Below are 22,796 nucleotides of genomic sequence, written 5' to 3'. Positions count from 1 at the left end.
TACGTTGACAAGGAGCCCAGGTGGTGGACCTCCCGCCTCAGAACTGCGGGATTACGTGAACGCGGGACTGGTGGATAACTTGAACGCGAGCCCTTTCAACTGGTGGTTTCCGTGAACGCCGACACCTCGTCGAGCCAGGCTGGGTCCGCGCCAGCCCCGACCTTCCTCAGGGCCCTCTCCCGGCGCGCGCCGGCATCGGTCGCAGCGTCTGTCTCGGGGAGTCCCTCACGGGCGCCCACGGGGGGCTCCCCCATGGTCACGCCTTCCACCTCGCCTCCTCCCGCTCGAAAGAACCAACGTGGGCTGGCTTCCCAGGTGCCGGCCGAGCCGTCGACTCCACCCAGCAGCTCATAGCCACTGCATCCAGAGCCAGGGCGGACCCCGCCAGTCCGCGATGTCGGCGGACGAGAGCTCGTGCAGCGGCACCTCGCCGTGGGCTAGTCCCATGAACCAGTCCCAGGCCTGGTGGAGCGCCTGGTGCACCATGCGAACGACCCTGGGCAGGAACCCCTTCGCCGTCCCATAGCGGTGGGCGCCGTCCGACACCACGATGCCGCGCTCCCTGAGCCAGTCCTTGTCGGACACGAACTGCTTCGTCACGTAGCTGGCGGCCGCGCGAGCGTTCTCCCGTCTTGACCCGTAACGCCTCCACCGGCGGACGTCCACCATGCCGTAGCCCCACCCCTTGGACAGGAGGGCATGGGGAATGGAGCGGTCGAGGAGCGCATGAACATGGAGCCCGTGACCGCCTGGATGGAGTTCGAGGACCCACACGTAACACAGCCGCTCCTCGGGCCTCAGGATGCCTTGGCGCCGAAGGGTGTAGCTGAGGCGGTCGAAGAACTCCCCGACCTCCCGCACCACGGCGCCCCAGTCGAAGCGCTCGTCGCGGAACGTCAAGGTGATCATGTCGACCAAGCCGTTGGCGGCGGCGACCAGACGGATTCTTTTCCGGGCACGGCGGGCCCACCGTCGGTGGTGGTCTCCATGGTCCTCGGGCAGATCGGAAGGGGGACTCCCCCGAGACGAGGAGGAGGCGGGCCAGGAGGAGGACGTGGCCCTCACCGCCGTGGCCTCGCCGGCGTCGGGATAGTACGTGGCTGACCAGGGCGTTCCGACTTCCGCCCCCTGTGTATCGAGGTCTTCCGGTTGAACTCCGTCGTGTAGGCGATAGCGTCCTCTCTGCCTGCCGAGCATCAGATCTCCCCCTGCTGAAGGCGGGCGACGTATTCGCGGAGAGACGTGACGGGAACTCGCCTCGCCTTCCCGATACGCACGGACTCGATCTCGCCTCTCGCGATCAGCTCGTAGGCGAAGGACCGTGAAATGCCGAGTGCGATCGCTGCTTCGGGCACTCGAAGCAGCAGGCGGTGAGGTGAACCGGTGCCTGACTCGCTCAACCCGTCCACACGGACAGGATGGACCGGTACCAGCACTAGGAGAACAGCTTGAAGTATTATCTATGAATTACGAACGTGCGGAGTGAGCTCGCCCAAACGTGGGACCTATCGGGGTTCACGGGGCCCTTCGGCGCAGGGCTCGAGCGCCCGGTGGAACTTCAGCCTTGGCCGATCCCGGAGACGGTCAAGACCGTAGGGCGGAGTCTCTTCTGGCAACCCCCACCACCCATTGACGTGACCAAGGCTTTCCAGATTGCGGTCGCTGACCTCGATGGGCCGTGGATGGATGAATTCCTAGCCCTTGCCGACGGGTCAACCGAACAGATCCGGGCGTTCGCCTCAAGACGAGGCGTCTTAGGGCTCTGCCGACACAGTCTTCCCTACACCCATTCCTTCGCGGGAGCGTCTGTTCCGGGCCTCGCCATCCAAGCCCTTGGAGTGAGCCGGATTCCGGCAGTGAACTCCGGGCGGGCAATGGGATCCACGTGTCATCCTTGGGGTCAGAACCTCGAGCGTCCGCGTGAGTCATCGGACAGGTGGCGCGACATTGCGCGGCGCATCACAAGCGTCTTGAAGATCGCATCTCGGCTCCAGGCCTCGGGTCTCGGCAACGCTACTCATGGGGACCCAGATGACTGGCGGACGCTGTTTGGAGACGATCCGTGGGAGGGCCAGCCCGTGACGAAGAGCAGCCTGGCATTCGTGAGGGCAAACTTGTCAATGATTCTTGACGGGTGGGTACAAATGGCTGGCCTCCGCCCCTACTTCTGGTGGGCCGAAGGGTCCCCGGAGCTCAGCATGCGGCCGAACTCACTGTTCGGGGGAATCATCATGAATGCGATCCTCGCGGTCGCCAGGGTAGATGGGTTGGCTATTTGCGACGCCTGCCGCCGCGTTTATATCCCGCCGGCCCGGCCGAGGAAGGACCGCAAGAATTACTGCAACAGGCCTAGCTGCGGTGAGAGAAGGGCCTCGCGACGGGCAGCGTCTAGGCGGTTTCGGGAGAAGGACCGTGGGAGAAGGGCAGAGCCCAGTCCGACAGCGAGCACGCGGAGTAACACGTGAGAGATCGACCTTCCCGTCTCGGTGCCATTCGTCTAGGGGTTTCTCGCTTGAATCGGTGTCAATGAGCTTCGGAAGGGGGGAAGAGGTCCGTGAGTAGGCGAGGGCAGGGTGAAGGATCCATTTTCAGGAGGACGGATGGTCGCTGGTGTGCCCAACTCGATCTCGGATGGGACGCCGGCCGCCGACACCGAAAGGCGGTGTATGGAAGAACCCGGGCGGAGGTCGCCCACAAGCTCCGGCTCGCCCAGCAGGCCGCTGCCGAAGGGAGACTCGTCCTCGATGAGAGACGGACACTGGGCGCTTACCTGGATTGGTGGTTGACGGAAGAGGTCGCCCTGCGCGTTCGTGAGTCCACTGCTGTGAGCTACAAGCAGAAGGTCCGACATATCCAACATGCGATCGGGCGGGTGCGGCTGTCGCGCCTCGGCCCTGTCCACGTCGACCACCTGCTCAAGGATCTCCACCAAGCCGGACTCTCACCGAGGGGAGTCCAATACGTACACGCCGTCCTACGGTCGGCTCTTCAGAAGGCCGAGCAGCTCGGACTCATCGGTAGGAACGTCGCAGGGCTGGTAAAGCCCCCGCCGGTCCCCCGGTTCGAGGTCCGGCCGCTCACGGTCGAAGAAGCGAAGGAATTGTTGAAGGCGGTCGATGGTCATCGTCTTTCTGCCTTGTATGCCGTCGCGTTAGCAGTTGGGCTTCGGGCTGGGGAGGCACTTGGTCTCTCGTGGGAAGACATCGACCTCGACGCCGGCACTCTTCGTGTCCGGCGGTCGCTGCAACGTTTGAATGGGCGGCTTGTCTACACACCACCGAAGTCAAAGAACGCCGCGCGCACCATTGCTCTGCCTCCGGCTCTCGTGGCCACCTTGCAGGCGCATCGAACTCGGCAAGCTGCGGAGCGCTTGAGAAGGGGCGACGGCTGGCGGGATCATGGGCTCGTCTTTCCGAGCGAGGTCGGTACGCCTCTCGAACCAAGGAATCTGACGCGACACTTCCACGAGACCTGCAAGAAGGCGGGACTCGACAGAAGAAGGTTCCACGACTTGCGCCACACGTGCGGGTCCCTGCTTGCAGCTCAGGGTGTACACCCGAGGGTGGCCATGGAGATTCTCGGACACAGTCAGATCAGGCTCACGATGGAGGTCTACACACATGTCGCATCAGAGCTTCAGAGGGAGGCGACCGGCCGAGTCCAGGATCTCCTGGGGTGATCGGAAGGGATAGGCTGTCAGTTTGGCTGTCATTAGGCTGGAGCTGCCAGATAAGCGAGACCTTCTCCGGCCGTGCCTGTGCCCGTGACCTGCTATTTCTCCGGTGGGGCGGGATGGACTCGAACCATCGACCGGCGGATTATGAGTCCGCTGCTCTGACCAACTGAGCTACCGCCCCCGGGCGGGTGTCACTGTACCGCCGGCCGGGGCTCGGCTCGCGGGCGCCCGCTTCCTGGCAGTTACTCCTCGATCTCGACGCGTTCCAGGACCACCGGCGTGGCGGGCCGGTCCCGGGAGTCGGTGTCGGTGCTCGCGATGGCCTGCACGACGTCGTAGCCCTCGGTGACCTCACCGAAGATGGTGTGCTTGCCGGTGAGCCAGGGGGTGGCGCCGACCGTGACGAAGAACTGCGACCCGTTCGTGTTCGGACCCGCGTTCGCCATGGCCAGCAGGCCGGGGCGGTCGAACGACGGCGCCCCCGGCGGGACCTCGTCCTCGAAGTTGTAGCCGGGCCCCCCGGTCCCCGTCCCGGCGGGGTCCCCGCCCTGGATCATGAAGCCGGAGATGACGCGGTGGAACACCGTGCCGTCGTACAGGCGGTCGCCCATGCGCTGCCGGTCCCGCGGATCGGTCCACTCGCGAGCGCCCGTGGCCAGCTCGACGAAGTTGGCGACGGTCTTGGGGGCGTGGTCGGGCATCAGGCGGGCCTTGAACGTGCCCAGGGACGTGACGAACGTGGCGGTCGGCATGGGGATCACTCCTTCCGTCGCCCACGGCAGGGCGATCGTCCTGGTGGTGCCACAGGGCTCCGGGGGCGAGACTCGAACTCGCAACCTTCGGCTTAACAGGCCGCCGCTCTGCCGGTTGAGCTACCCCGGAATGGGCCGGCTCGTCAGTGTAGCAGCGGGCTCCCGCGCCCCCGCCTTCAAGGCGGACCAGCCCGAATGCCGATACCTTTCACCTCGATGCGCCGGCCCGTCCTTTGCGTCTCGCTCCTCGCCGTGCTGACCGGCTGCCTGGCCATGGCCCCGCCCGCCCCGGCGCCCGTCGGCACGCCAGAACGGCCGGACACCCCGCCGCCCGGGACCACCTGCTCCGTGTTCCCCTCGGACAGCATCTGGCACGCCGACATCTCCAAGCTTCCGGTCGACGCGCACTCGTCGGCGTGGATCGATTCGATGGGCGGCGGGTCGGTCCACATCCATCCCGACTTCGGTCCCTCCGACGACACGGACACGGGACCGCCGTACGGGATTCCCTACAACGTGGTCGACGGCACCCACCAGAAGGTCTCCGTCAAGTTCCTGTACGCGAGCGAGAGCGACCCCGGCCCGTATCCGTTCGGCCCGGACATCACCATCGAGGCCGGCTCCGACCGGCACGCGATCATGGTGGACAAGGACAGCTGCACGCTGTACGAGCTGTTCGACGCCACGTACAAGTCGTCGGGGTCGACGGCCGGCTCCGGCGCCATCTGGAACCTCGCCTCCGACGCCCTGCGGCCGGCGGGGTGGACGTCGGCGGACGCGGCCGGGCTTCCCATCTTCGCCGGGCTGGTCCGCCTGGACGAGGTGAACGCCGGTCTGGTCGACCACGCCATCCGCGTGACGGCGTCCTGCACGGACACCAGCTACGTCTGGCCGGCCCGCCACCAGGCAGGATGCCGGAGCGACCCCAACCTCCCGCCCATGGGCGCGCGGTTCCGCCTGAAGGCGAACGTGGACATCTCGGGGTTCCGGCCGGACACCCAGGCCATCCTCCAGGCCATGAAGACCTACGGCCTGATCCTGGCGGACAACGGGTCGTCGTGGTTCTTCCAGGGAACGGCGGAGCACGGATGGCCCACGGCGATGCTCGACGAGCTGAAGACCATCCCCGCGTCCGACTTCGAGGCCGTGGACGCCTCCTCGCTCGAGGTAGACCCCAACTCGGGGCAGGCGGCCGCCGGGCCCGTCCCCGGCGCCACCGTCACCGTCTCGGACGCCGCGTTCACGCCGACGCCGGTCACGGTGAAGCAGGGCCAGGCGGTCCTGTGGAACTTCACCGGCTCGGGCCCGCACAGCGTGACCGATCCGACCGGCATGGGCCTGTTCGACTCGGGAACGCACACCGCAGGCGGCTCGTTCTCGTTCACGTTCCTGGGAGCGGGGACCTACCCGTACCGGGACTCGGTGAGCCACTTCTCCGGATCGGTGAAGGTCCCCATCGTCGTGTCTCCCGCCAAGGGAACCACGAGCACCGCATTCGCCGTGACATGGGCCTCCGCCGCGCTCCCGGCAGGGTTCGCGTCCGACGTGCAGGTGATGCGCCCGGGGTCGACGACGTGGACGAGCTGGCTGACCGGACAGACCGCCACCGGCGGGCCGTTCACTCCCGATGCCGGTGCCGGGACGTACCGGTTCCGGGCCCGGGTCCGCAACACCGCCAACGGGAAGGCGGGCGGCTACTCCCCGCCCGCCGCCGTCCGGGTCTCCTGAGGCCGCCGTTTCGCCGGCACGCGGACCGCCTGGTTTGCCACGACCCCCTGGCGGCAATGAGACTTCATGAGACGACGCGAGGAGGGACCGGTCATGGCTGGATTCAGGCGAGGGCTGATCGTGGGATTCGGGGTCGGCTACGTGCTGGGGGCCCGCGCCGGGCGGGAGCGCTACCAGCAGATCGTGACGTGGTGGAGGCGCGTGAGCGGGAATCCCGCCGTGCAGCAGGCCGCCGGGCGCGGCAAGGAGATCGCCGAGACCGCGGGCCGCAAGGGCCTGGGGATGGTCCAGCACGGCGTCCAGCGAGTCGGATCCAGCGTCCGAGGGCGGCTGGGCTCCGATGAGGAGGACGGGCAGTTCATGGCGGAGGGCTCGTTCGGGGCGAGGGGTCCGTCCGCGTAGACCGTGCGGACCCGCGGTTCCGCGGTTCCTGCGGTTCCGCGGCCGGCCTACTCCAGGTAGTCGCGGAGCTTCTGCGACCGGCTGGGGTGGCGGAGCTTCGACAGCGTCTTCGACTCGATCTGCCGGATCCGCTCCCGGGTCACCCCGAACTCCCGGCCCACTTCCTCCAGGGTCCGGGGATGGCCGTCCAGCAGTCCGAACCGCAGCTGGATGACCTTCTTCTCCCGCTCGGACAGCGTGTGCAGCACCGACTCCAGCTGTTCCTGGAGCAGGATGAACGAGGCGGCGTCGATCGGCACCACGGCGTCGGAGTCCTCGATGAAGTCGCCGAGGTGGGAGTCCTCCTCCTCACCGATGGGCGTCTCCAGCGACACGGGCTCCTGGGACACCTTCAGGATCTCCCGGACCTTGTCCGCCGGAATCCCCATCTGCTTGCCGATCTCCTCGGGCAGGGGCTCGCGGCCGAGGTCCTGCAACAGCTGGCGCTGCACCCGCACCAGCTTGTTGATGGTCTCCACCATGTGCACGGGGATCCGGATGGTGCGGGCCTGGTCGGCGATGGCTCGGGTGATGGCCTGGCGGATCCACCACGTGGCGTAGGTGGAGAACTTGTAGCCCTTCGAGTAGTCGAACTTCTCGACCGCCCGGATCAGGCCGAGGTTGCCCTCCTGGATCAGGTCCAGGAACAGCATTCCCCGTCCCACGTAGCGCTTGGCGATGGAGACCACCAGCCGGAGGTTCGCCTCGATGAGCTTCTTCTTGGCGAGCTGGCCGTCCCGCTCCACCTTCCGGAGGAAGTCCACCAGCTGCTCGCGGTTGCGGGACCGCCAGGTGCGGATGACCCGCTCCCGCCCGATCCCCTCCACCTTGCCGAACTTCTCCTCCTGGTGCTCCCGGATGTCGACCACGGCCTCCACCACCCGGCGGAGCCTCTTCTGGTCGACCTTGGACCCGTTGTCGAACACCGGGAGCAGCTCGGTGGAGAACTCCCCCGCCTCGATCCGCCTGGCCAGATCGACCTCCTGAGCGGCATTCAGCAGCGGGACCTTGCCGATCTCCTTGAGGTACATGCGGACGGGGTCGTTGGTGGGGGCCTTGAGGACGTCGTCCTCTCTCACCACCGCCTTCAGGTCCTCAGTCAGGTCGTCGCCGGGGACCTCGATGACCTCGATGCCCTCGCTGCGAAGGTGCTCCTCGACCTGGGTCAGGAAGTCCTCGACCTGCTCGGGCGTCAGGTCGTCGACCGGCAGACCTTCCAATAGGTCCTCTGAGGTGACGAAGCCACGCTCACGGCCGCGAGCCGCGATCGCTTCCTTGGCTTCCTCCAGACCGAGGTCTGTGGCCACTTCGCTCATCTGGCTGTTCCTCGTGTGCGGGGGCTGGGGTGTCCAGAGTGTACGAAACGAGAACGCGAACGACCCCTTTGGGCGGGAGGTTCGGGGTCAGGCCCCCTCGGCCTGGTCGTGGACCTTGCGCCGCTCCTCTTCCCGGGCGATGAGCTCCTCGAACAACGCCTCGTACTCCGGGCTGGTGAGCGGGTTGAGGCGCTGGAGCCGCGTGCGGATCTCGGCGATGCGCCGCTTCAGCAGGTTCTCCTGGAGGCCCAGGGCCAGCCGTCGCGCATGCGACGCGGTGAGCTCGCCCTCCACCGGACCGGTGGCGAGCGCGGCGAGGGCCGCCGACAGGCGCTCGTCGTCGAGCTCCGCCACCAGCGACCGCACGTCGCCGCGGCCCTTGACCAGGAGCTCGAACAGGCGGCGGTGCTGGGCCCGCTCGAAGTGTTCATCGGAGACTTCGCCCGCGACGGCCTCGAAGACCTCCTCGCTCTGGGCCAGCATCCGGAGCATCTGGCGCTCCACCCGGTCCTGCGGCGAGACGCGGGCCGCGGCCGGCGCGTCCGGGTCCGTTCGGGTCGCGGCGCCGGGTCCGGCCATGGGGCCGGCATCGGCCCGCCCGCCGTCCGACTGCTTCAGCTCGAGCATGACCGCCGACGAGCTGACCCCGGCCCGGTCGGCCAGGAGGTGGGCGTACTCCTCCCGCCGGACGGGGTCCGTCAGGCCGGCCACGAATGGCAGGCCCGCCCGGACGCCCCGGGCCCGGCCCTCCACCGAACGGAGGTCGTGGCCCGACAGGCTCCGGTCCAGCATGTACTCGACCAGGGGGATGGCGTCCCCGGCCAGCTCCAGGAACGCCTCCCCGCCCTTCGTTCGCACGAAGTCGGCCGGGTCGAGGCCCTCCGGCAGCACCAGGACCCGGGTCTCCAGCGGATAGGTCTCATGGAACTGGTAGGCGCGCATGGCGGCCCGGGCGCCGGCCTCGTCGGAGTCGAACGCCAGCACCACGCGCTGGGCGAACCGCGACAGCAGATGGAAGTGTTCCTCGCCGAGCGCGGTGCCGCACGTGGCCACCGCCGTCTCCACCCCCGCCCGGGCCAGCGCGATCACGTCCGTGTACCCCTCGACCACGACGGCCTGGCCCGATCTGGTCACGGCGGCCTTGGCCCGGTTCAGGTTGTACAGGACCTTGCCCTTGCGGTAGACGGGCGTCTCGGGCGAGTTCAGGTACTTGGGCTGGCCCTCGACGCTCGCCACCAGGCGGGCCCCGATCCCCACGGCCTGCCCGGACAGGTCGTGGACGGGGAACGTGATCCGGCCCCGGAACCGGTCTCGCACCGCGCCGGACCCGTCCTTCAGGGCCAGCCCCGCCTCGACCAGCGTGTCCGAGCCGAACCGCGGCGACAGCCGCCGCAGCAGGAAGTCCGGATAGCCGGGCGCGTAGCCGATCTGGAACTGGACCACCGCCTCCTGGTCGAACCCCCGGCCGGCAAGGTACGCGCGGGCCTCCGACGCCTCGGGGCCGTCCAGGAGCGTGCGGTGGTACAGCTCGGAGGCCTCCGCGTTTGCCCGGTGCAGCGACTGGCGCCTGGACTGGGCGCGGCGCTCGCCCGGCGACTCGGCCTCGTAGCGCAGGGTGATCCCGGCGTCGCGGGCCAGGCGCTCGATGACCTCGGCGAAGGTGAGGTTCTCGACGTCGCGCAGGAACCGCACCGCGTCGCCGCCGGCCTGGCAACCGAAGCAGTAGTAGACCTGCTTGGTGGGCGACACCGAGAACGAGGGCGTCTTCTCGGTGTGGAAGGGGCACAGCCCGACCAGCGAGTCGTGCCCGGCCTTCCGGAGCGTCAGGTACTGGGAGACGACCTTGACGATGTCGGTCCGGTCCCGGACCGCCTCGATGTCGTCCTGCCTGATCCTTCCCGCCACGTCCTCGTCCTCGTCCGACTCCGACTTCGACTTCGCGGAGCAGGGGCCGTTACAGCAGCCAGCCCTGGGGAAGGAAGAGCTGTTCGTAGATCCGTAGAGCGTACCGGTCCGTCATGCCGGCGATGTAGTCGGCCACGCGGGTCGGCGTGTCTCCCGGAGCGTGATCGTACTCCGGCGGGACCTGTTCGGGGTGGTCCAGGAAGTGCGCGAACAGGGTGCGCACCAGCGCGATGGCCTTCTCTTGCTCGATGCGAGCGTCGTCCCGAAGGTAGACGTGCCCGAACAGGAAGTCGCGGAGCTCATCGAGGGCCAGCGCGGTGGCGTCCGAGAGCCCGACCTCCGCCTGGTCCTCGCTGGAGTTCACGAGGTCGGTCACCAGCGTGTCGATGCGGTCGCCGTGGGTCCGGCCCAGCACGGCGACGGGGCCGGGCGGAAGCTCGCCGGGGTCGAGCACGCCCGCGCGGATGGCGTCGTCGATGTCGTGGTTGACGTAGGCGATCCGATCGGCGAAGCGGACGATCTGGGCCTCCAGCGTGGAGGGCTGGGGCATGGACCAGGTGTGGTTCACGATGCCGTCGCGGACCTCCCAGGTCAGGTTCAGCCCCCGGCCGTCCTTCTCGAGGTAGTCGATCACCCGGAGGCTCTGCTCGTTGTGGCGGAAGGGCCGGCCCAGGAACGGGGACAGGGCCTCCTCGCCGAGGTGGCCGAACGGGGTGTGGCCGAGGTCGTGGCCGAGCGCGATGGCCTCGGTGAGGTCCTCGTTCAGCTGGAGGGCCCGGGCCGCGGTCCGGGCGATCTGGGCGACCTCGAGGGTGTGGGTGAGCCGGACCCGGTAGTGGTCGCCCTCCGGCGCCAGGAACACCTGGGTCTTGTGCTTGAGGCGGCGGAACGCCTTGGAGTGGACGATCCGGTCCCGGTCGCGCTGGAACGCCGTCCGCATGGCGTGCGGTTCCTCGGGGCGCTCCCGGCCCTTGGTGGCGGAGGACAGCGTCGCTCGCGCGGACAGGGTCGCCCGCTCCACGTCCTCGATCCGCTCGCGCGGGGTGGGCACGCCGGTCACACTAGCATCCGAGACGCGCGACACCGCCGGTGACGGGACCGACTCCGCGCCCCGGGCCGAAGTACATGCGTCGGTCCGGACGAGCGAAAGGAGCTGCGATGACGGCTGGGTGGAGACGGGCCACCGTGGGAGGCGCCATGGCCCTGATGCTCGCGGGCACTGCGTGTGGGGGCGGTGGCACGACCACGGCCTCTCCGGCCGCGCCCGGTGGCCTGGCCACCACACCGGGGGGGCCGGCCGGTGGAGGTGGCACCGGTCCCACCGGCACCTCGGGCGCCACCGGGACGTCCGGTGCCACCGGCGCGACCGGGACGAGCGCGCTCTCCGTCACGCAGAACAACTTCCAGTTCGACCCGACCAAGATCAAGGTCAAGAGCGGTTCCACGATCACCGTTCAGAACCTGAACGGGACGACCCCCCACACCTTCACCATCAAGGGCTCGAACATCAACGTGGTGAACGATCACGGGCAGACCTCCCAGGTGAAGATCGACCTCCCGCCGGGGACGTACACGTTCTTCTGCCGGTTCCACGTGAGCCTCGGCATGAAGGGCACGCTCGTCGTCACGTGAGCCCGCTGCGGTGCCACGCCATCCGGCCGCTTCAACGTCCTCAACGACCGAACACGCGGTAGTACAGGTATGCGAACGTCTCCCGGACGTACCCGGCCAGGCGGGTGGCGGTGCTCCGCGCGGCCGAGTGCCACGTGGCGGACGCGTACGCCTGGATCCCCAGGTCGCCGGCCATTCGCTTGATCCGGAGGTTGTGCCACGGGTCGGACACGAGGAACGCCGAATGCAGGTCCATCCCTCGCATGAACCCCGCCGCGGCCTCCAGGCTCTCGAAGGTGGTGTTCCCCCTGGGTTCCGCGAACACATCCGCCGAGGGAAGACCCTCCGCGACCAGGTAGTCGCGGCCGGCCTGGGCCTCGGTGGTGATGTCGCCGGGCCGCTTGCCGCCCAGCACCACGATGGCTCCGGCCCGGCCCTGCTCGAACAGGAGCTTGGCCTGCTCCAGCCGCCCCGCGAACACGGGTGAGGGACGCCCCGAGTACTGCGCCGCCCCCAGCACCAGGATCACGTCGGCGTGGTCGATCCTGCGGGCGTCGTCGGTGTGCGCCGCCTGCCACACGGCCACAGCGGTCGCGAACAGCACCCCCAGGACCAGGACCAGCAGCACCCCGAGCGCCGTGATGACCGGGTGGCGACGAAGGAAGCCCACGCTTCGGCAATCTAGCAGCCGACTCCGCCACGACCCTCCTCCGGTACCGCACCATGACCCACACGCTCGAGACGCTCACCCTCACAGGATCCGGAGCGAGAGCGAGGCTCGATAGGGACCGAACGCGGCGGTGTTCGAGTACACACCCGGCTGACGGGCGACTGCATCGAACGAGTGCGTGCCCGGGAAGACCGTCGAGAAGGACCGGTAGTGCCAGGCCGGGCCGTACCCGGTCTCGGCGGGGCAGCACTCGTAGGACCATGACCCCGCCGGTAGATCACCCAGGGTCGGCTTGTCCAGGGCTCTGGCCGCCACCCAGATCTGCTCCCGGGCTGCCCCGGTGCCCTGCACCGAAACCGTGAACGCCACTCGCTGTCCGATGATGGCGGGATTGGGGCTCGCCTCGAACGTGACGGGCGACAGGGCCCACACCGGGCCCGAGATCAACGCCACCGCGGTGACGGCGGCCACGACGAACGCGCGCATCTGGCTCCTCCCTTCGCCGGGTCGGCGGGGGAGGTGCCTGACCCGCATGCGTGAAACGGTCGATGGAATGCCGACCGGCGAACGCTGACCGGCCCGGTGAGGTCGCGGCTCAGGTCCTCGGGGCGACCACCCCCGATCGTTCCAGCAGTCGCAGGAACCCGGTCCGATCGAGACCCCTGCCCACCACGGCCCGGTTCACGCAGGGAGCCGGGCCGGACCACAACAGGAACCACGCGGAGCCGCGTCCCAGCAGCCGCGCGCGCTCCCCGCTGGTGACCGAGACGGTACCGGCGACGGGCTCGCCCTCACCGAACTCCCCGGTGATGCCGGAGGCGAACACCAGGATCCGGCCGCGCCCGTCGGTGTACGAGATCCGCTTCCCCACGTGATCCGACTCCCGCACAGTGAAGGTTCCCCGGGCCGCGAATCCGGGCGGCGGCCGGAACTCGGGCTCGCATACCGGAACCCCGGTCCCGGCAGTCCGGCCAGGCGCCGTGGGCTCCGGCCCGGCGCCGCCACCACATCCCGATGCGATCAGGCCGAACCCGACCACCACCACCACCAGGACCCCGAGCGCCGGCGAGGACGTCACTGGAGCGCAGCCTGCTCCTCGGGCGACAGTGCGTGCAGGAGCGGTCCCTGGCCACTCGGGTCGGCTTCCTGTCCCAACCCGGCGTAGGGCCCACCCAGCGACGTCACCGGCCCGACGATGCGTGCCGGAGCGCCGGCCGATCCGGCCAGGGCAGCGAACTCCTCGGCGCCCGCTCGGGTCCGAAAGGCCGACGCGAGGACGTAGGAGGCGCCGCTCGGCAGGCTCGCCGACAGGCCGAGGTAGGCACTGGCGGGGACGACGTAGTAGCCCTGGATGTCACCGAACGAGAGCTGGGCGTCGGCGGACTCGGCCTCCTGCTGGGTCGCGAATCCTCCGCCCACCACGAGCAGGAGTTGCTCTCCGGTGCCGCTGTCCTCGGGAATCCTCGGCACGGAGGGGTCGTAGAAGGCCGGCGGCTCGGTCTGGCCTCCAGCGGCGCCATGGCCGGCCACGGCCAGCACCGCCACGCCGACCGCCGCCCCCAGCACCAGGCCGATCCCAATCGCGATTGCGCGTCGCATGGCTCCCTCCTTGCCCTAGTAGTTGGTCGCGTATTGGAAGTGCATGGGGTCACACCAGGCCAGGCCCCAGGTCCACCCGTGCGACTGGAAGATCGAGGAGAAGTTGTAGTTGGTCGTCGAGTAGCACTGGTGATTGGGCTCGTACTGCCACGAGACGTCGATGGCGATGCCCCACGCGTGGGTGCTCCACGCGCTCGATCCGCTCATGGTCCGGCAGGCATAGCTCCCCACGTCCGTCTTCACGTACTGGGTCAGGTGGTTGTTCTTGATGTGGCCGAAGACGTCGTTGTCCAGGTTGGTCGACGAGCCGCCCTTCCCGGACAGCATCTCGGTGGCCATGCCGCCCAGCTTCTTGTGGAACCACACCGTCTTGGTGACACCCGTGTCGGCCAGGGTCACGGCCATCCACACCGCGTGCGCGTTGCTGTTGCAGGGCTGCCCGAACGTGTTGACGATCTGGGTGTAGCCCGACGGCACCGGCGGGTACCCGATGTGATGGTCTCGCCAGCCTTGCTTGGCGTAGTGCCAGCCCGTCAGCGCCGGGAGAGCCAGCAGCACCGCCACCCCCAGGGGGAGGAAACGACCGCCCTTACGGCCGAACCTCACATGCACGTTCCACCTCCTTGGTCTGGAGGGGGAGATGGATTGCCCCGAGGATAGAGGAAACGAACGCGCGTTCGAATCCCCCGTTGGGAGGAAATCCGAGGGGTGGCCGGCGGATTCTCCCTAGCCGGGACGGGCTGGTCCCGCTATCGGTCCCGGCCTACTTCGACGCGGACTCGGCGGTTCCCACGGCGGCCTGCCCGGCCGCCAGCCGGGCCGTCTCCACCCGGAACGGGGAGCACGACACGTAGTCCAGCCCGATCTCGTGGCAGAACACCACGCTGGCGGGGTCGCCCCCGTGCTCGCCGCAGATCCCCAGGTGCAGCGAGGAGTTCCCTTTCCGGCCCTCCTCGACGGCGATCTGCATCAGCCTGCCCACTCCCGGCCGGTCGATGGTCACGAACGGGTTCGCCGGGACCAGCTTGCGCTCCTCGTACATCCCCAGGAACTTCCCGATGTCGTCCCTCGAGAACCCGAACGCGGTCTGCGTGAGGTCGTTCGTACCGAACGAGAAGAACTCGGCCACCTCGGCGATCTCGCCCGCGGTCACCGTTGCCCGGGGGAGCTCGATCATGGTCCCCCACTCGAGGTGCGACAGCGAGACGCCCTCGCGATCCAGCACCTCCCGAGCGACCGGCTCGAGCTCCTCGCGCATCTGGCGGAGCTCCTCCCGGGTCGCCACCAGCGGGATCATGATCTCGACCATGGGGTCGCCCCCTTCTTTCTTCGCGCGGCAGGCGGCCTCCACGATGGCCCGGACCTGCATGGCGTACAGGCCGGGCTTCACGATCCCCAGCCGGACGCCGCGAAGGCCCAGCATGGGGTTGGCCTCGTGGAGCTCCTCGACCTTCGACAGCAGCTCCTTGGCCTCGTCCAGCGACAGCGTCTCGTCCCGGAGCTTCACCTCGCTCTGCCCCGTCGCGTCGGCCACCGCGACCGCCGTGGCCAGGTCGACGTGGTTGGGCAGGAACTCGTGCAGCGGCGGGTCCAGCAGGCGGACCGTCACCGGCAGGCCGTCCATGGCCCGGAAGATCCCGACGAAGTCCTCGCGCTGGAGCGGCAGCAGCGCCTCGTAGGCCTCCTGCTCGTCGTTGCGCGTGGAGGCGAAGATCATCTTGCGGACCGCCGCCACGCGCTCCTCTCCCAGGAACATGTGCTCGGTCCGGCACAGCCCGATGCCCTCCGCGCCGCGCTCGCGTGCGTTCCGGGACTGGTCCGGCGTGTCTGCGTTGGCCCGAACCCGCAGCCGGCGGCCGGAATCGGCGTGCGACATCAGCCGGTCGAACGCCTTCCAGATCCTCTCCTGGCGCGCCTCCTCGTCGCCGGAGCGGGCCTTCTCCAGCCGGGACTCCTCCAGGGGCAGGTCGCCCAGGTAGACCGTGCCGTCGAAGCCGTCGATGGTGATGACGTCGCCCTCCGCGACCTTCGTCCCGTTGGCGGTGAAGGCCCGGGCCTTGACGTCGATGTGGATCGCGTCGGCGCCGCACACGGCGGGGATCCCCTCGCCCCGGGCGACCACCGCGGCGTGCGAGTTCGTGCCGCCGGCCGAGGTCAGGATGCCCTGCGAGCGGATCATGCCGTGGTAGTCGTCGGGCGTGGTCTCCCGGCGGACCAGGATGACGTGCTCCCCTCGCTCCGCCCATTCCTGGGCGTAGTCCGCAGTGAACACGACCTTCCCCGTCGCGGCGCCGGGCGACGCGTTCAGCCCGGTGGCAATGGGCTTCTCGCTGCTCTTCGCATCCTCCGAGACGACCCGCTTGAACAGCTCCTCCAGCCGGTTCGCGTCCACTCGCAGGAGCGCCTCATCCGAGGAGATCAGGCCCTCCTCCAGCATGTCGTAGGCCATGATCCACTCGGCGAAAGCCGTCCTCTTCCCCACCCGGGTCTGGAGGATCCACAGCACGCCCTTCTCGATGGTGAACTCGATGTCGCACATGTCGCGGTAGTGCTTCTCGAGGGTGTCCATGGTCTCGCGAAGCTCGCGGTAGGACTTCGGGTCGAGCTCCTCCAGCTCCGCCAGCCGGAGCGTGTTGCGGATGCCGGCCACCACGTCCTCGCCCTGCGCGTTCGGCAGGTAGTCGCCGTACGGCTCCTGCTCACCCGTCGCCGGGTTGCGGGTGAACGCGACGCCCGTTCCGGAGTCCATCCCCCGGTTCCCGAACACCATGGCCACCACGTTCACCGCGGTCCCGAGGTCGTCGGGGATCTTGTTCTGTCGGCGGTAGTCCCGGGCCCGCCTGCCGTTCCAGGACTTGAAGACGGCCTCCACGGCCAGCCGAAGCTGCCGCCGTGGGTCGGTGGGGAAGTCCTCGCCCACGTGCTCCCGGTAGATGGCCTTGAAGTCCTCCACCAGGGCCTGGAGGTCATCGGCCTCGAGGTCGGTGTCGGTGGCTTTCTCGCCCTTGCGTTCCTTGTGCTCGTCCAGCCTGTGCTCGAACTCGTCGCCGGGGATGCCCATGACGATCTTGCCGAACATCTGGATGAAGCGGCGATAGGCGTCCCACGCGAACCGCCAGTCGCCGTCGGACTGCTTGGCCAGGCCCTGCACCGACTGGTCGTTCAGCCCGAGGTTGAGGACGGTGTCCATCATCCCGGGCATGGAGAACTTCGCCCCGGAGCGGACCGACACCAGCAGGGGATCCTCGGCGTCACCCAGCCGCCTTCCCATGGCCTGCTCGAGGGTCCGCAGATGCTCCTCGAGCTCCGCCTCCAGGCCCTCCGGCCAGGTGTCCTTCTCCAGGTAGGCCAGGCAGGCCTCGGTGGTGATGGTGAAGCCGGGGGGGACGTGCAGGCCCATGTTGGTCATCTCGGCGAGGTTGGCGCCCTTGCCGCCGAGCAGGCCCTTCATGTCCCGGTTGCCCTCGTGGAAGTCGTAGACGTACTTGGTGGCCATGGGTCGCCCTCCCGGACGTTCGGATGGGATCAAGTCTACGGAAGGTGCGGTTGGCGCGGCGGACGAGCGTGTGATTGGCGCGGCGGCGGAGCGGCCCTACAGCTCGGGGGCGTTCGGCCGGTCGCGGAGCCAGGCCACGCCGACCACGCCGGGGCCGGTGTGGATGCCCATCGAGGGGCTGAACTCCACCACCATGGGGTCGCCGCCCAGCGCGGCGCGCAGCTCCTCGGCCCGGGCGGGCGAGGCGGCGTGGAACACCATGCTCGGCGAGGTCGCCGACAGCCCGCGCAGCGTCGCTTCCCTCCGGACCCGGCGAAGCGCGGCCTCGGAGCTCCGGGGCACCCCCAGGCGCTCGACCCGGCCGCCGTCCAGCCGGAACACGGGGCGCACGCCGAGGCGCTCGGCGAGCTCCAGGGCCACGGAGGGAACCCGGCCGCTTCGCCGGATGAACTCCAGGCTGTCCAGGACCCCCACCAGCTCGGCCCGGCGGGAGGCGTCCTCGGCCGCGCGGACCACCTCGGCCTCGCTCCCTCCGTCCGCCGCCACCTGCGCCGCGGCCATGACCACCAACCCGTGCGCCGCGGCCGCCGCGCGGGAGTCCACCACCGAGACGGAGCGCCCCGCCACCTCGGCGGCCAGCACGGCGTTCCGGTACATCACGGTGAACTCGATGGCCGGCGTGATGACGACGACCGACGGGGCGTCGGCTTCCTCGATCGCGGAGAGGTACTCCACCGTGGCCGGCGCGCTCGACTTCACGGGATCACCGGCCGCGAGCGCCTCGTACACCAGCTGAGGGGCCCGGGGCACGCCGTCGTGGATGTCCCCGGAGGGAAGGTGGATGGCGATGGGGAGGACCCGCAGGCCGAGGCGATCGGTCAGGTCGGGTGGGAGGCAGGCGCTGGAGTCGGTGATGAGGGCGACCCGGTTCTGCTGGCCTCGGCTTGCCACCATCCCTTTCTCCCTACTCGAAGAGGGCCATTCTATGGGAAGATCCTGGGCGGGTTCCCGTGCCTGACAGCGAGCGATTCCCGGTGCACGAGCTGGTGGCGAGGACGGGCGTGCCCGCCGCCACGGTCCACCACTACCTGAAGCTGGGGCTCCTGCCGCCCCCCCGACGGGCCTCCCCGAACCGATTCCTGTACGACGAGCGCCACGTGCAGGGCCTCCGGCTCATCCGGACGCTCCGGGAACGGCGCGGGCTGTCCCTTTCCGTGATCCGCACCATCCTCCCCGACCTCCTGGGACTGGAACAGGAACAGGCGTTCCGGCCGGAGATGTGGGACCGCGCCGTCGTGATGCATGCGGGCCGCGGGCGGAGGACCCCGGCCGAACGGTTGCTGGACGCCGCCGTGGACGCGTTCTCCCGGCGTGGGTACGGCGACGTGAACGTCGACGACATCTGCAAGGCCGCCCGGATCGCGAAGGGGTCCTTCTACCGGCACCACCGCTCGAAGGAGGAGCTGTTCTTCGCCGCGGCCGAGGCGGCGGCGAACGAAGTGGCCGAGTCGTTCGGTCGGGCCATGGCGGGGCGCCCCGTTCCGCTGGAACGGGCACCGGAGGTGCTCGCGCCGCTCATGGAGCGACGGGTCCCCGTGTTCATGGACCTGTTCACCCGGGCCATCCAGCGCCGTCCGGGCTATCCGACCACCGCCCGGCGCGTCTTCAGCGGCCTGGCCCTCGAGCTCGGACGGCAGCTCCAGGCGGAGGACCCGCTCCTGGCCGGGGCCCGGACCCTCCAGATGGCGGCGGCCCGGCTGTTCCAGCAGGCCCTGGAACCCTCTCCGCTGGCGGCGCTCGGCACCATCTCCGCCCGGGTTTGAGGGCAGCCGGCGGCCCGTCCGGGCGGGTTTGACTTCCCGCGCGCTCTGTCCCCAAGATGTAAACAACGAGTGTGACTGGGTAGTCACCCGCGTGCGTTGTCGGGGCGCTGGCGCGTCGGCGCCGATCGCCGGGGGGCTTTCTTCGTCGAGGAGGAGGCGGATGAGGTTCCTGCTCGAGAACCACAGCTTCACCACCAGCAACTGCGGACAGTTCATCGACGTCACCGAGGACGTTCGTGAGGTGGTCGACAAGAGCGGGGTCCAGAACGGCATGGCCCTGGTGTATTCACCCCACACCACGTGCGCCATCGTCATCAACGAGCGGGAGTCCGGGTTCATCCGCGACTTCACGCGGCTGATGGACTCGCTGGTGCCGCTGGACGGCACCTACCACCACGACGACATGGACGCCCGCACCGAGAACCTGGACGACGACCCGCACGACGTGCCGAACGGGCACGCCCACTGCCGCCAGGCCCTGCTGGGATCGGCGTCGCAGACCATCCCGGTGGTGGAGGGGCAGCTGCTGCTGGGCCGGTGGCAGAAGGTCTTCTTCCTGGAGCTCGATCGAGCACGAGACCGAAAGGTGCTCATCCAGGTCATGGGGGAATGATGGCCAGGGTCGCGCCCGCGACCTCCGGACGCCGCTCTGCCGAGCCCGACGTCCCCACCGTCTCCGCGGTCATGGAGAAGGCCGGGCACGAGAACTTCCCCGTCGCCTCCCGCCTGCTGCCGCGCCAGGACCGGGAGCACTTCCTGGCCATCTACGGGTTCGCCCGGCTGGTGGACGACCTGGGGGACGAGGCCGCCGGCGACCGGGGCCGGCTCCTGGACTGGCTGGAGGCCGAGCTGGAGCGGGCCTACGCGGGCGGCGCCACCCATCCCCTGATGGTCCGGCTGGCCAAGACCATCCGGGCCAGGGACCTGCCCCGGGAGCCGTTCCTCCACCTGATCCGGGCCAACCGGCAGGACCAGTCGGTGTCGCGGTACGAGACGTATTCGGAGCTCGCTTCGTACTGCGAGCTGTCCGCGAACCCCGTGGGACACCTCGTCCTGTACGTCCTGCGCGCGGCGACGCCCCAGCGGATGGGGCTGTCGGACGCGGTGTGCACCGGGCTGCAGCTCGCCGAGCACTGGCAGGACGTGGCGGAGGACTTCCACCGGGGGCGGATCTACCTGCCGCGGGAGGACCTGGAGCGGTTCGGGTGCTCGGAGGAGGACCTGGCGCGGTCGCGTCCGTCGCCCTCGTTACGGCGGCTGATGGCGTTCGAGGTGGCCAGGGCCCGCGGGCTCCTGGACCGGGGTGCGCCGCTGGCCGGAGACCTCGGTGGCCGGGCCGGGTTCGCGGTGGCGGGGTTCGTCGCGGGCGGGCGAGCGGCGCTGGACGCCCTCGAGGGTGCTGGCTTCGACGTGCTGGGGCGTACGCCGCGGCCCTCCCGAGGACACGGTGCCTGGGTGCTGGTCCGCACGGTTGCCGTGTCCTGGCGGCCGGCGTGGCCGCGGCGCGGCTCGGGTCGGCGGCGCGGCTTGCGGTCGCGGTCGCGGTCGCGGGGAGACGGCCGATGAACCTTCAGCGGGCCTACGCCTACTGCGAGAGCGTCACCCGGTCCCGGGCCGCGAACTTCTTCTACGGCATCCGCCTGCTGCCGCCGGATCGCCGCCGCGGCATGTGTGCCGTGTACGCCCTAGCCAGGCGGGTGGACGACATCGGCGACGGCGGCCTGGACGACGAGGCGAAGCTGGTCCGTCTGGCATCGGTCCGCCAGAGCCTCGAGCGCGTGTCGGTCGACAGCGACGACCCGGTGCTGGCCGCGCTGGGCGACTCCGTCCGGCGCTTCAATCTGCCGCTCGATGTCTTCGGGGAACTGGTGGACGGCGTGGAGATGGACGTCCGAGGCGCGACGTACGAGACGTTCGGGGAGCTGGAAGCGTACTGCCGCCGGGTGGCCGGCTCGATCGGCCGGCTGTCGGTGGCGGTGTTCGGGTCGACGGATCGGGCCCGCGCGTCGGAGCTGTCCGACGACCTGGGCGTGGCCATGCAGCTCACCAACATCCTGCGGGACGTCCGGGAGGACCTGGACCGCGGCCGGGTGTACCTGCCCCGGGAGGACCTGGACCGGTTCGGCTGCTCGGCGGAGGACCTGGCGGGGTCGCCGGCGGGAGCGGTGGCCGGCCTGGTCCGGTTCGAGGTGAACAGGGCCAGGGAGTGGTTCGGGCGGGGGCTCCAGGTGCTGCCGCTGCTGGACTCCCGGGCGGCCTCGTGTGTGTCCGCCATGACCGGGATCTACCGGCGCATCCTGGCGCGGGTGGAGCGGCGCCCCCAGGACGTCTTGCAACGGCGGATCTCGCTGCCCCCGTGGGAGAAGGCCTGGGTGGCCGCCCGCAGCCTGGCCGGGGCGCGGGCATGACGGAGCCCCGCGTGGTCGTGGTGGGAGGCGGGCTGGCCGGGCTGGCCGCCGCCCTGTCGTGCGCCGACGGCGGGGCCCGGGTCACCCTGTTGGAGGCGCGCCCCCGCCTGGGCGGGGCCACGTTCTCGTTCCAGCGCGACGGCCTGTGGGTGGACAACGGGCAGCACGTGTTCCTGCGGTGCTGCGTGGCCTATCTGCGGTTCCTGGACCGGGTCGGAGCGAGGGACCGGACGGTGCTCCAGGACCGGATGGCCATCCCCGTGCTGTCGCCGGGACGGACCACGCAGTGGCTCCGGCGCTCCGCGCTGCCCGCTCCGTTGCATCTTTCCGGCTCGCTGGCCCGGTACGGGTTCCTCCGTCCGGCCGAGCGGGCCCGCGCCGTGCGGGCCGCGCTGGCGCTGGCGCGGATGGACCCCCGGGACCCCGCGCTCGACAATCAGACGTTCGGGTCGTGGCTGGCCTCGCGGGGACAGTCCCCTGCCGCCGTCGACGCCCTGTGGAACCTGATCGCGCTGCCCACGCTGAACCTGGCGGCGGACCAGGCGTCGCTGGCCCTCGCCGTGAAGGTCTTCCGGACCGGGTTGCTGGAGCGGCGGGACGCGGCGGACATCGGCTACCCGCGTGTCCCCCTGTCGGAGGTCCACGGCGAGCCGGCGGCCCGGGCCCTGGCCGAGGCCGGAGCCGAGGTCCGGCTGCGCGCCGCGGTCCGGCGCGTCGAGCCCGCCGGAAAGGGCCTCGAGGTCGAGACCGAGGTCGACCGGGTGGAAGCCGACGCCGTCGTGCTGGCCGTGCCGCACGGTCGGGCCGCCGAGATCCTGCCCGCCGGCGCAGTGCGGGATGCCGCCGCGCTCGCGTCGCTCGGTTCCGCTCCCATCGTGAACGTGCACGTGATCTACGACCGGCCGGTGATGGACGTGCCGTTCGCGGCCGGGCTGGGCACGCCGGTGCAGTGGGTGTTCGACCGCACGGAGCAGTCGGGGCTGGACCGCGGGCAGTACCTGGCCGTGTCGATCTCCGGCGCCGACCGGGAGATCGCCGAACCCACCGCGGACCTCCGGGAACGGTACCTGCCGGCGCTGCCCGAGCTGTTCCCGCGGGCTCGAGGAGCACGGGTGGAGAAGTTCTTCGTCACCCGGGAGCCGCACGCGACGTTCCGGCAGGCTCCCGGCTCGGGCCGGCTCCGGCCGAGCGCGAAGACAGGGGTCCCCGGCCTGTCGCTCGCCGGCGCGTGGACCGACACGGGGTGGCCGGCCACGATGGAAGGGGCGGTCCGAAGCGGATTCGCCGCCGCGCGCGAAGCCCTGGTCTCGGTGGGGCGGACCCGCAGGCTTCCGGAGGTGGTGGCGGCGTGATCCGCCTCTCGGAGGTGGC

At 69.8% G+C, this 22,796-nt stretch carries 23 protein-coding genes and 2 tRNA genes; 9 read left to right on the top strand and 16 right to left on the bottom strand.

Going from position 1 to position 22,796, the window contains the following annotated elements:
• Positions 1–95: 95 nt before the first annotated feature.
• From M3Q23_16840 to M3Q23_16830, 3 genes are all read right to left on the bottom strand, one after another.
• The gene (locus M3Q23_16840) at positions 96–269 is read right to left on the bottom strand and encodes a hypothetical protein (protein MDP9343720.1); all 174 of its coding nucleotides are present in this window, start codon (positions 267–269) and stop codon (positions 96–98) included.
• 79 nt (positions 270–348) lie between these two features.
• On the bottom strand, positions 349–909 hold the full coding sequence (locus tag M3Q23_16835; GenBank protein MDP9343719.1) for a hypothetical protein: 561 nt from the start codon (positions 907–909) through the stop codon (positions 349–351).
• A 287-nt stretch (positions 910–1,196) separates the two neighbouring features.
• Positions 1,197–1,355 carry a helix-turn-helix domain-containing protein gene (locus M3Q23_16830; GenBank protein ID MDP9343718.1) on the bottom strand — a complete coding sequence of 53 codons (159 nt, stop codon included), beginning with the start codon at positions 1,353–1,355 and terminating at the stop codon, positions 1,197–1,199.
• A gap of 1,307 nt (positions 1,356–2,662) precedes the next feature.
• Between M3Q23_16830 and M3Q23_16825 the strand changes: the two genes are divergently transcribed.
• Positions 2,663–3,679: a site-specific integrase gene (locus M3Q23_16825; protein MDP9343717.1), complete on the top strand. Its 1,017-nt coding sequence runs from the start codon at positions 2,663–2,665 to the stop codon at positions 3,677–3,679.
• Between the two features lie 104 nt (positions 3,680–3,783).
• Here the strand turns inward: M3Q23_16825 and M3Q23_16820 are convergent.
• The 3 genes from M3Q23_16820 to M3Q23_16810 form a co-directional block, all read right to left on the bottom strand.
• Positions 3,784–3,857 (bottom strand) — tRNA-Ile (locus M3Q23_16820).
• Positions 3,858–3,918: 61 nt separating this feature from the next.
• On the bottom strand, positions 3,919–4,428 hold the full coding sequence (locus M3Q23_16815; GenBank protein MDP9343716.1) for a peptidylprolyl isomerase: 510 nt from the start codon (positions 4,426–4,428) through the stop codon (positions 3,919–3,921).
• 57 nt (positions 4,429–4,485) lie between these two features.
• A tRNA-Asn gene (locus tag M3Q23_16810) sits at positions 4,486–4,558 on the bottom strand.
• 86 nt (positions 4,559–4,644) lie between these two features.
• On the opposite strand from M3Q23_16810, the gene M3Q23_16805 reads away from it, so the two are divergent.
• Positions 4,645–6,156: a hypothetical protein gene (locus M3Q23_16805; protein ID MDP9343715.1), complete on the top strand. Its 1,512-nt coding sequence runs from the start codon at positions 4,645–4,647 to the stop codon at positions 6,154–6,156.
• Between the two features lie 93 nt (positions 6,157–6,249).
• Entirely contained in the window at positions 6,250–6,558 is a 309-nt protein-coding gene (locus M3Q23_16800; protein ID MDP9343714.1) for a YtxH domain-containing protein, read from the top strand.
• 47 nt (positions 6,559–6,605) lie between these two features.
• On the opposite strand, the gene rpoD is transcribed toward M3Q23_16800, so the two are convergent.
• The 3 genes from rpoD to M3Q23_16785 form a co-directional block, all read right to left on the bottom strand.
• Entirely contained in the window at positions 6,606–7,913 is a 1,308-nt protein-coding gene (gene rpoD / locus M3Q23_16795) for an RNA polymerase sigma factor RpoD (GenBank protein MDP9343713.1), read from the bottom strand.
• Between the two features lie 87 nt (positions 7,914–8,000).
• Positions 8,001–9,818: a DNA primase gene (gene dnaG / locus M3Q23_16790; GenBank protein ID MDP9343712.1), complete on the bottom strand. Its 1,818-nt coding sequence runs from the start codon at positions 9,816–9,818 to the stop codon at positions 8,001–8,003.
• A 49-nt stretch (positions 9,819–9,867) separates the two neighbouring features.
• Positions 9,868–10,869, bottom strand: a complete 1,002-nt coding sequence (locus M3Q23_16785) for a deoxyguanosinetriphosphate triphosphohydrolase (protein MDP9343711.1) — start codon at positions 10,867–10,869, stop codon at positions 9,868–9,870.
• 107 nt (positions 10,870–10,976) lie between these two features.
• Between M3Q23_16785 and M3Q23_16780 the strand changes: the two genes are divergently transcribed.
• Positions 10,977–11,450 (top strand): cupredoxin domain-containing protein, encoded by a 474-nt coding sequence (locus M3Q23_16780; GenBank protein MDP9343710.1) that lies wholly within the window; start codon positions 10,977–10,979, stop codon positions 11,448–11,450.
• A gap of 40 nt (positions 11,451–11,490) precedes the next feature.
• Here M3Q23_16780 and M3Q23_16775 read toward each other — a convergent pair whose 3' ends face one another.
• The 7 genes from M3Q23_16775 to M3Q23_16745 form a co-directional block, all read right to left on the bottom strand.
• Positions 11,491–12,099, bottom strand: a complete 609-nt coding sequence (locus M3Q23_16775) for a YdcF family protein (protein ID MDP9343709.1) — start codon at positions 12,097–12,099, stop codon at positions 11,491–11,493.
• An 81-nt stretch (positions 12,100–12,180) separates the two neighbouring features.
• A complete protein-coding gene (locus tag M3Q23_16770; GenBank protein MDP9343708.1) occupies positions 12,181–12,585 on the bottom strand; it encodes a hypothetical protein in 405 nt (134 codons plus the stop codon).
• Positions 12,586–12,694: 109 nt separating this feature from the next.
• Positions 12,695–13,177, bottom strand: a complete 483-nt coding sequence (locus M3Q23_16765) for a hypothetical protein (GenBank protein MDP9343707.1) — start codon at positions 13,175–13,177, stop codon at positions 12,695–12,697.
• On the bottom strand, positions 13,174–13,698 hold the full coding sequence (locus tag M3Q23_16760; GenBank protein ID MDP9343706.1) for a hypothetical protein: 525 nt from the start codon (positions 13,696–13,698) through the stop codon (positions 13,174–13,176). Before M3Q23_16760 ends, M3Q23_16765 begins: the two co-directional genes overlap by 4 nt.
• A gap of 15 nt (positions 13,699–13,713) precedes the next feature.
• A complete protein-coding gene (locus M3Q23_16755) occupies positions 13,714–14,310 on the bottom strand; it encodes a M15 family metallopeptidase (protein MDP9343705.1) in 597 nt (198 codons plus the stop codon).
• A gap of 151 nt (positions 14,311–14,461) precedes the next feature.
• A complete protein-coding gene (ppdK, locus tag M3Q23_16750) occupies positions 14,462–17,194 on the bottom strand; it encodes a pyruvate, phosphate dikinase (GenBank protein ID MDP9343704.1) in 2,733 nt (910 codons plus the stop codon).
• 96 nt (positions 17,195–17,290) lie between these two features.
• Positions 17,291–18,148: a DegV family EDD domain-containing protein gene (locus tag M3Q23_16745; protein ID MDP9343703.1), complete on the bottom strand. Its 858-nt coding sequence runs from the start codon at positions 18,146–18,148 to the stop codon at positions 17,291–17,293.
• Positions 18,149–18,204: 56 nt separating this feature from the next.
• Here M3Q23_16745 and M3Q23_16740 point away from each other — a divergent pair, with 56 nt between their 5' ends.
• The 5 genes from M3Q23_16740 (at position 18,205) to hpnE (ending at position 22,777) form a co-directional block, all read left to right on the top strand.
• The gene (locus M3Q23_16740) at positions 18,205–19,017 is read left to right on the top strand and encodes a TetR family transcriptional regulator (protein ID MDP9343702.1); all 813 of its coding nucleotides are present in this window, start codon (positions 18,205–18,207) and stop codon (positions 19,015–19,017) included.
• A gap of 160 nt (positions 19,018–19,177) precedes the next feature.
• Positions 19,178–19,630: a secondary thiamine-phosphate synthase enzyme YjbQ gene (locus tag M3Q23_16735; protein ID MDP9343701.1), complete on the top strand. Its 453-nt coding sequence runs from the start codon at positions 19,178–19,180 to the stop codon at positions 19,628–19,630.
• On the top strand, positions 19,630–20,583 hold the full coding sequence (gene hpnC, locus M3Q23_16730; GenBank protein MDP9343700.1) for a squalene synthase HpnC: 954 nt from the start codon (positions 19,630–19,632) through the stop codon (positions 20,581–20,583). Before M3Q23_16735 ends, hpnC begins: the two co-directional genes overlap by 1 nt.
• Positions 20,580–21,425: a presqualene diphosphate synthase HpnD gene (gene hpnD / locus M3Q23_16725; protein ID MDP9343699.1), complete on the top strand. Its 846-nt coding sequence runs from the start codon at positions 20,580–20,582 to the stop codon at positions 21,423–21,425. The genes hpnC and hpnD overlap by 4 nt, the downstream gene beginning before the upstream one ends.
• Positions 21,422–22,777 (top strand): hydroxysqualene dehydroxylase HpnE, encoded by a 1,356-nt coding sequence (gene hpnE, locus M3Q23_16720; protein MDP9343698.1) that lies wholly within the window; start codon positions 21,422–21,424, stop codon positions 22,775–22,777. The genes hpnD and hpnE overlap by 4 nt, the downstream gene beginning before the upstream one ends.
• The last annotated feature ends 19 nt before the right edge of the window (positions 22,778–22,796 follow it).

Source organism: Actinomycetota bacterium (assembly GCA_030774015.1).
GTDB lineage: Bacteria > Actinomycetota > UBA4738 > UBA4738 > JACQTL01 > JALYLZ01.
Note: the sequence above shows the minus strand (reverse complement) of the source record. Positions and strands in the feature narration are given on the sequence as shown.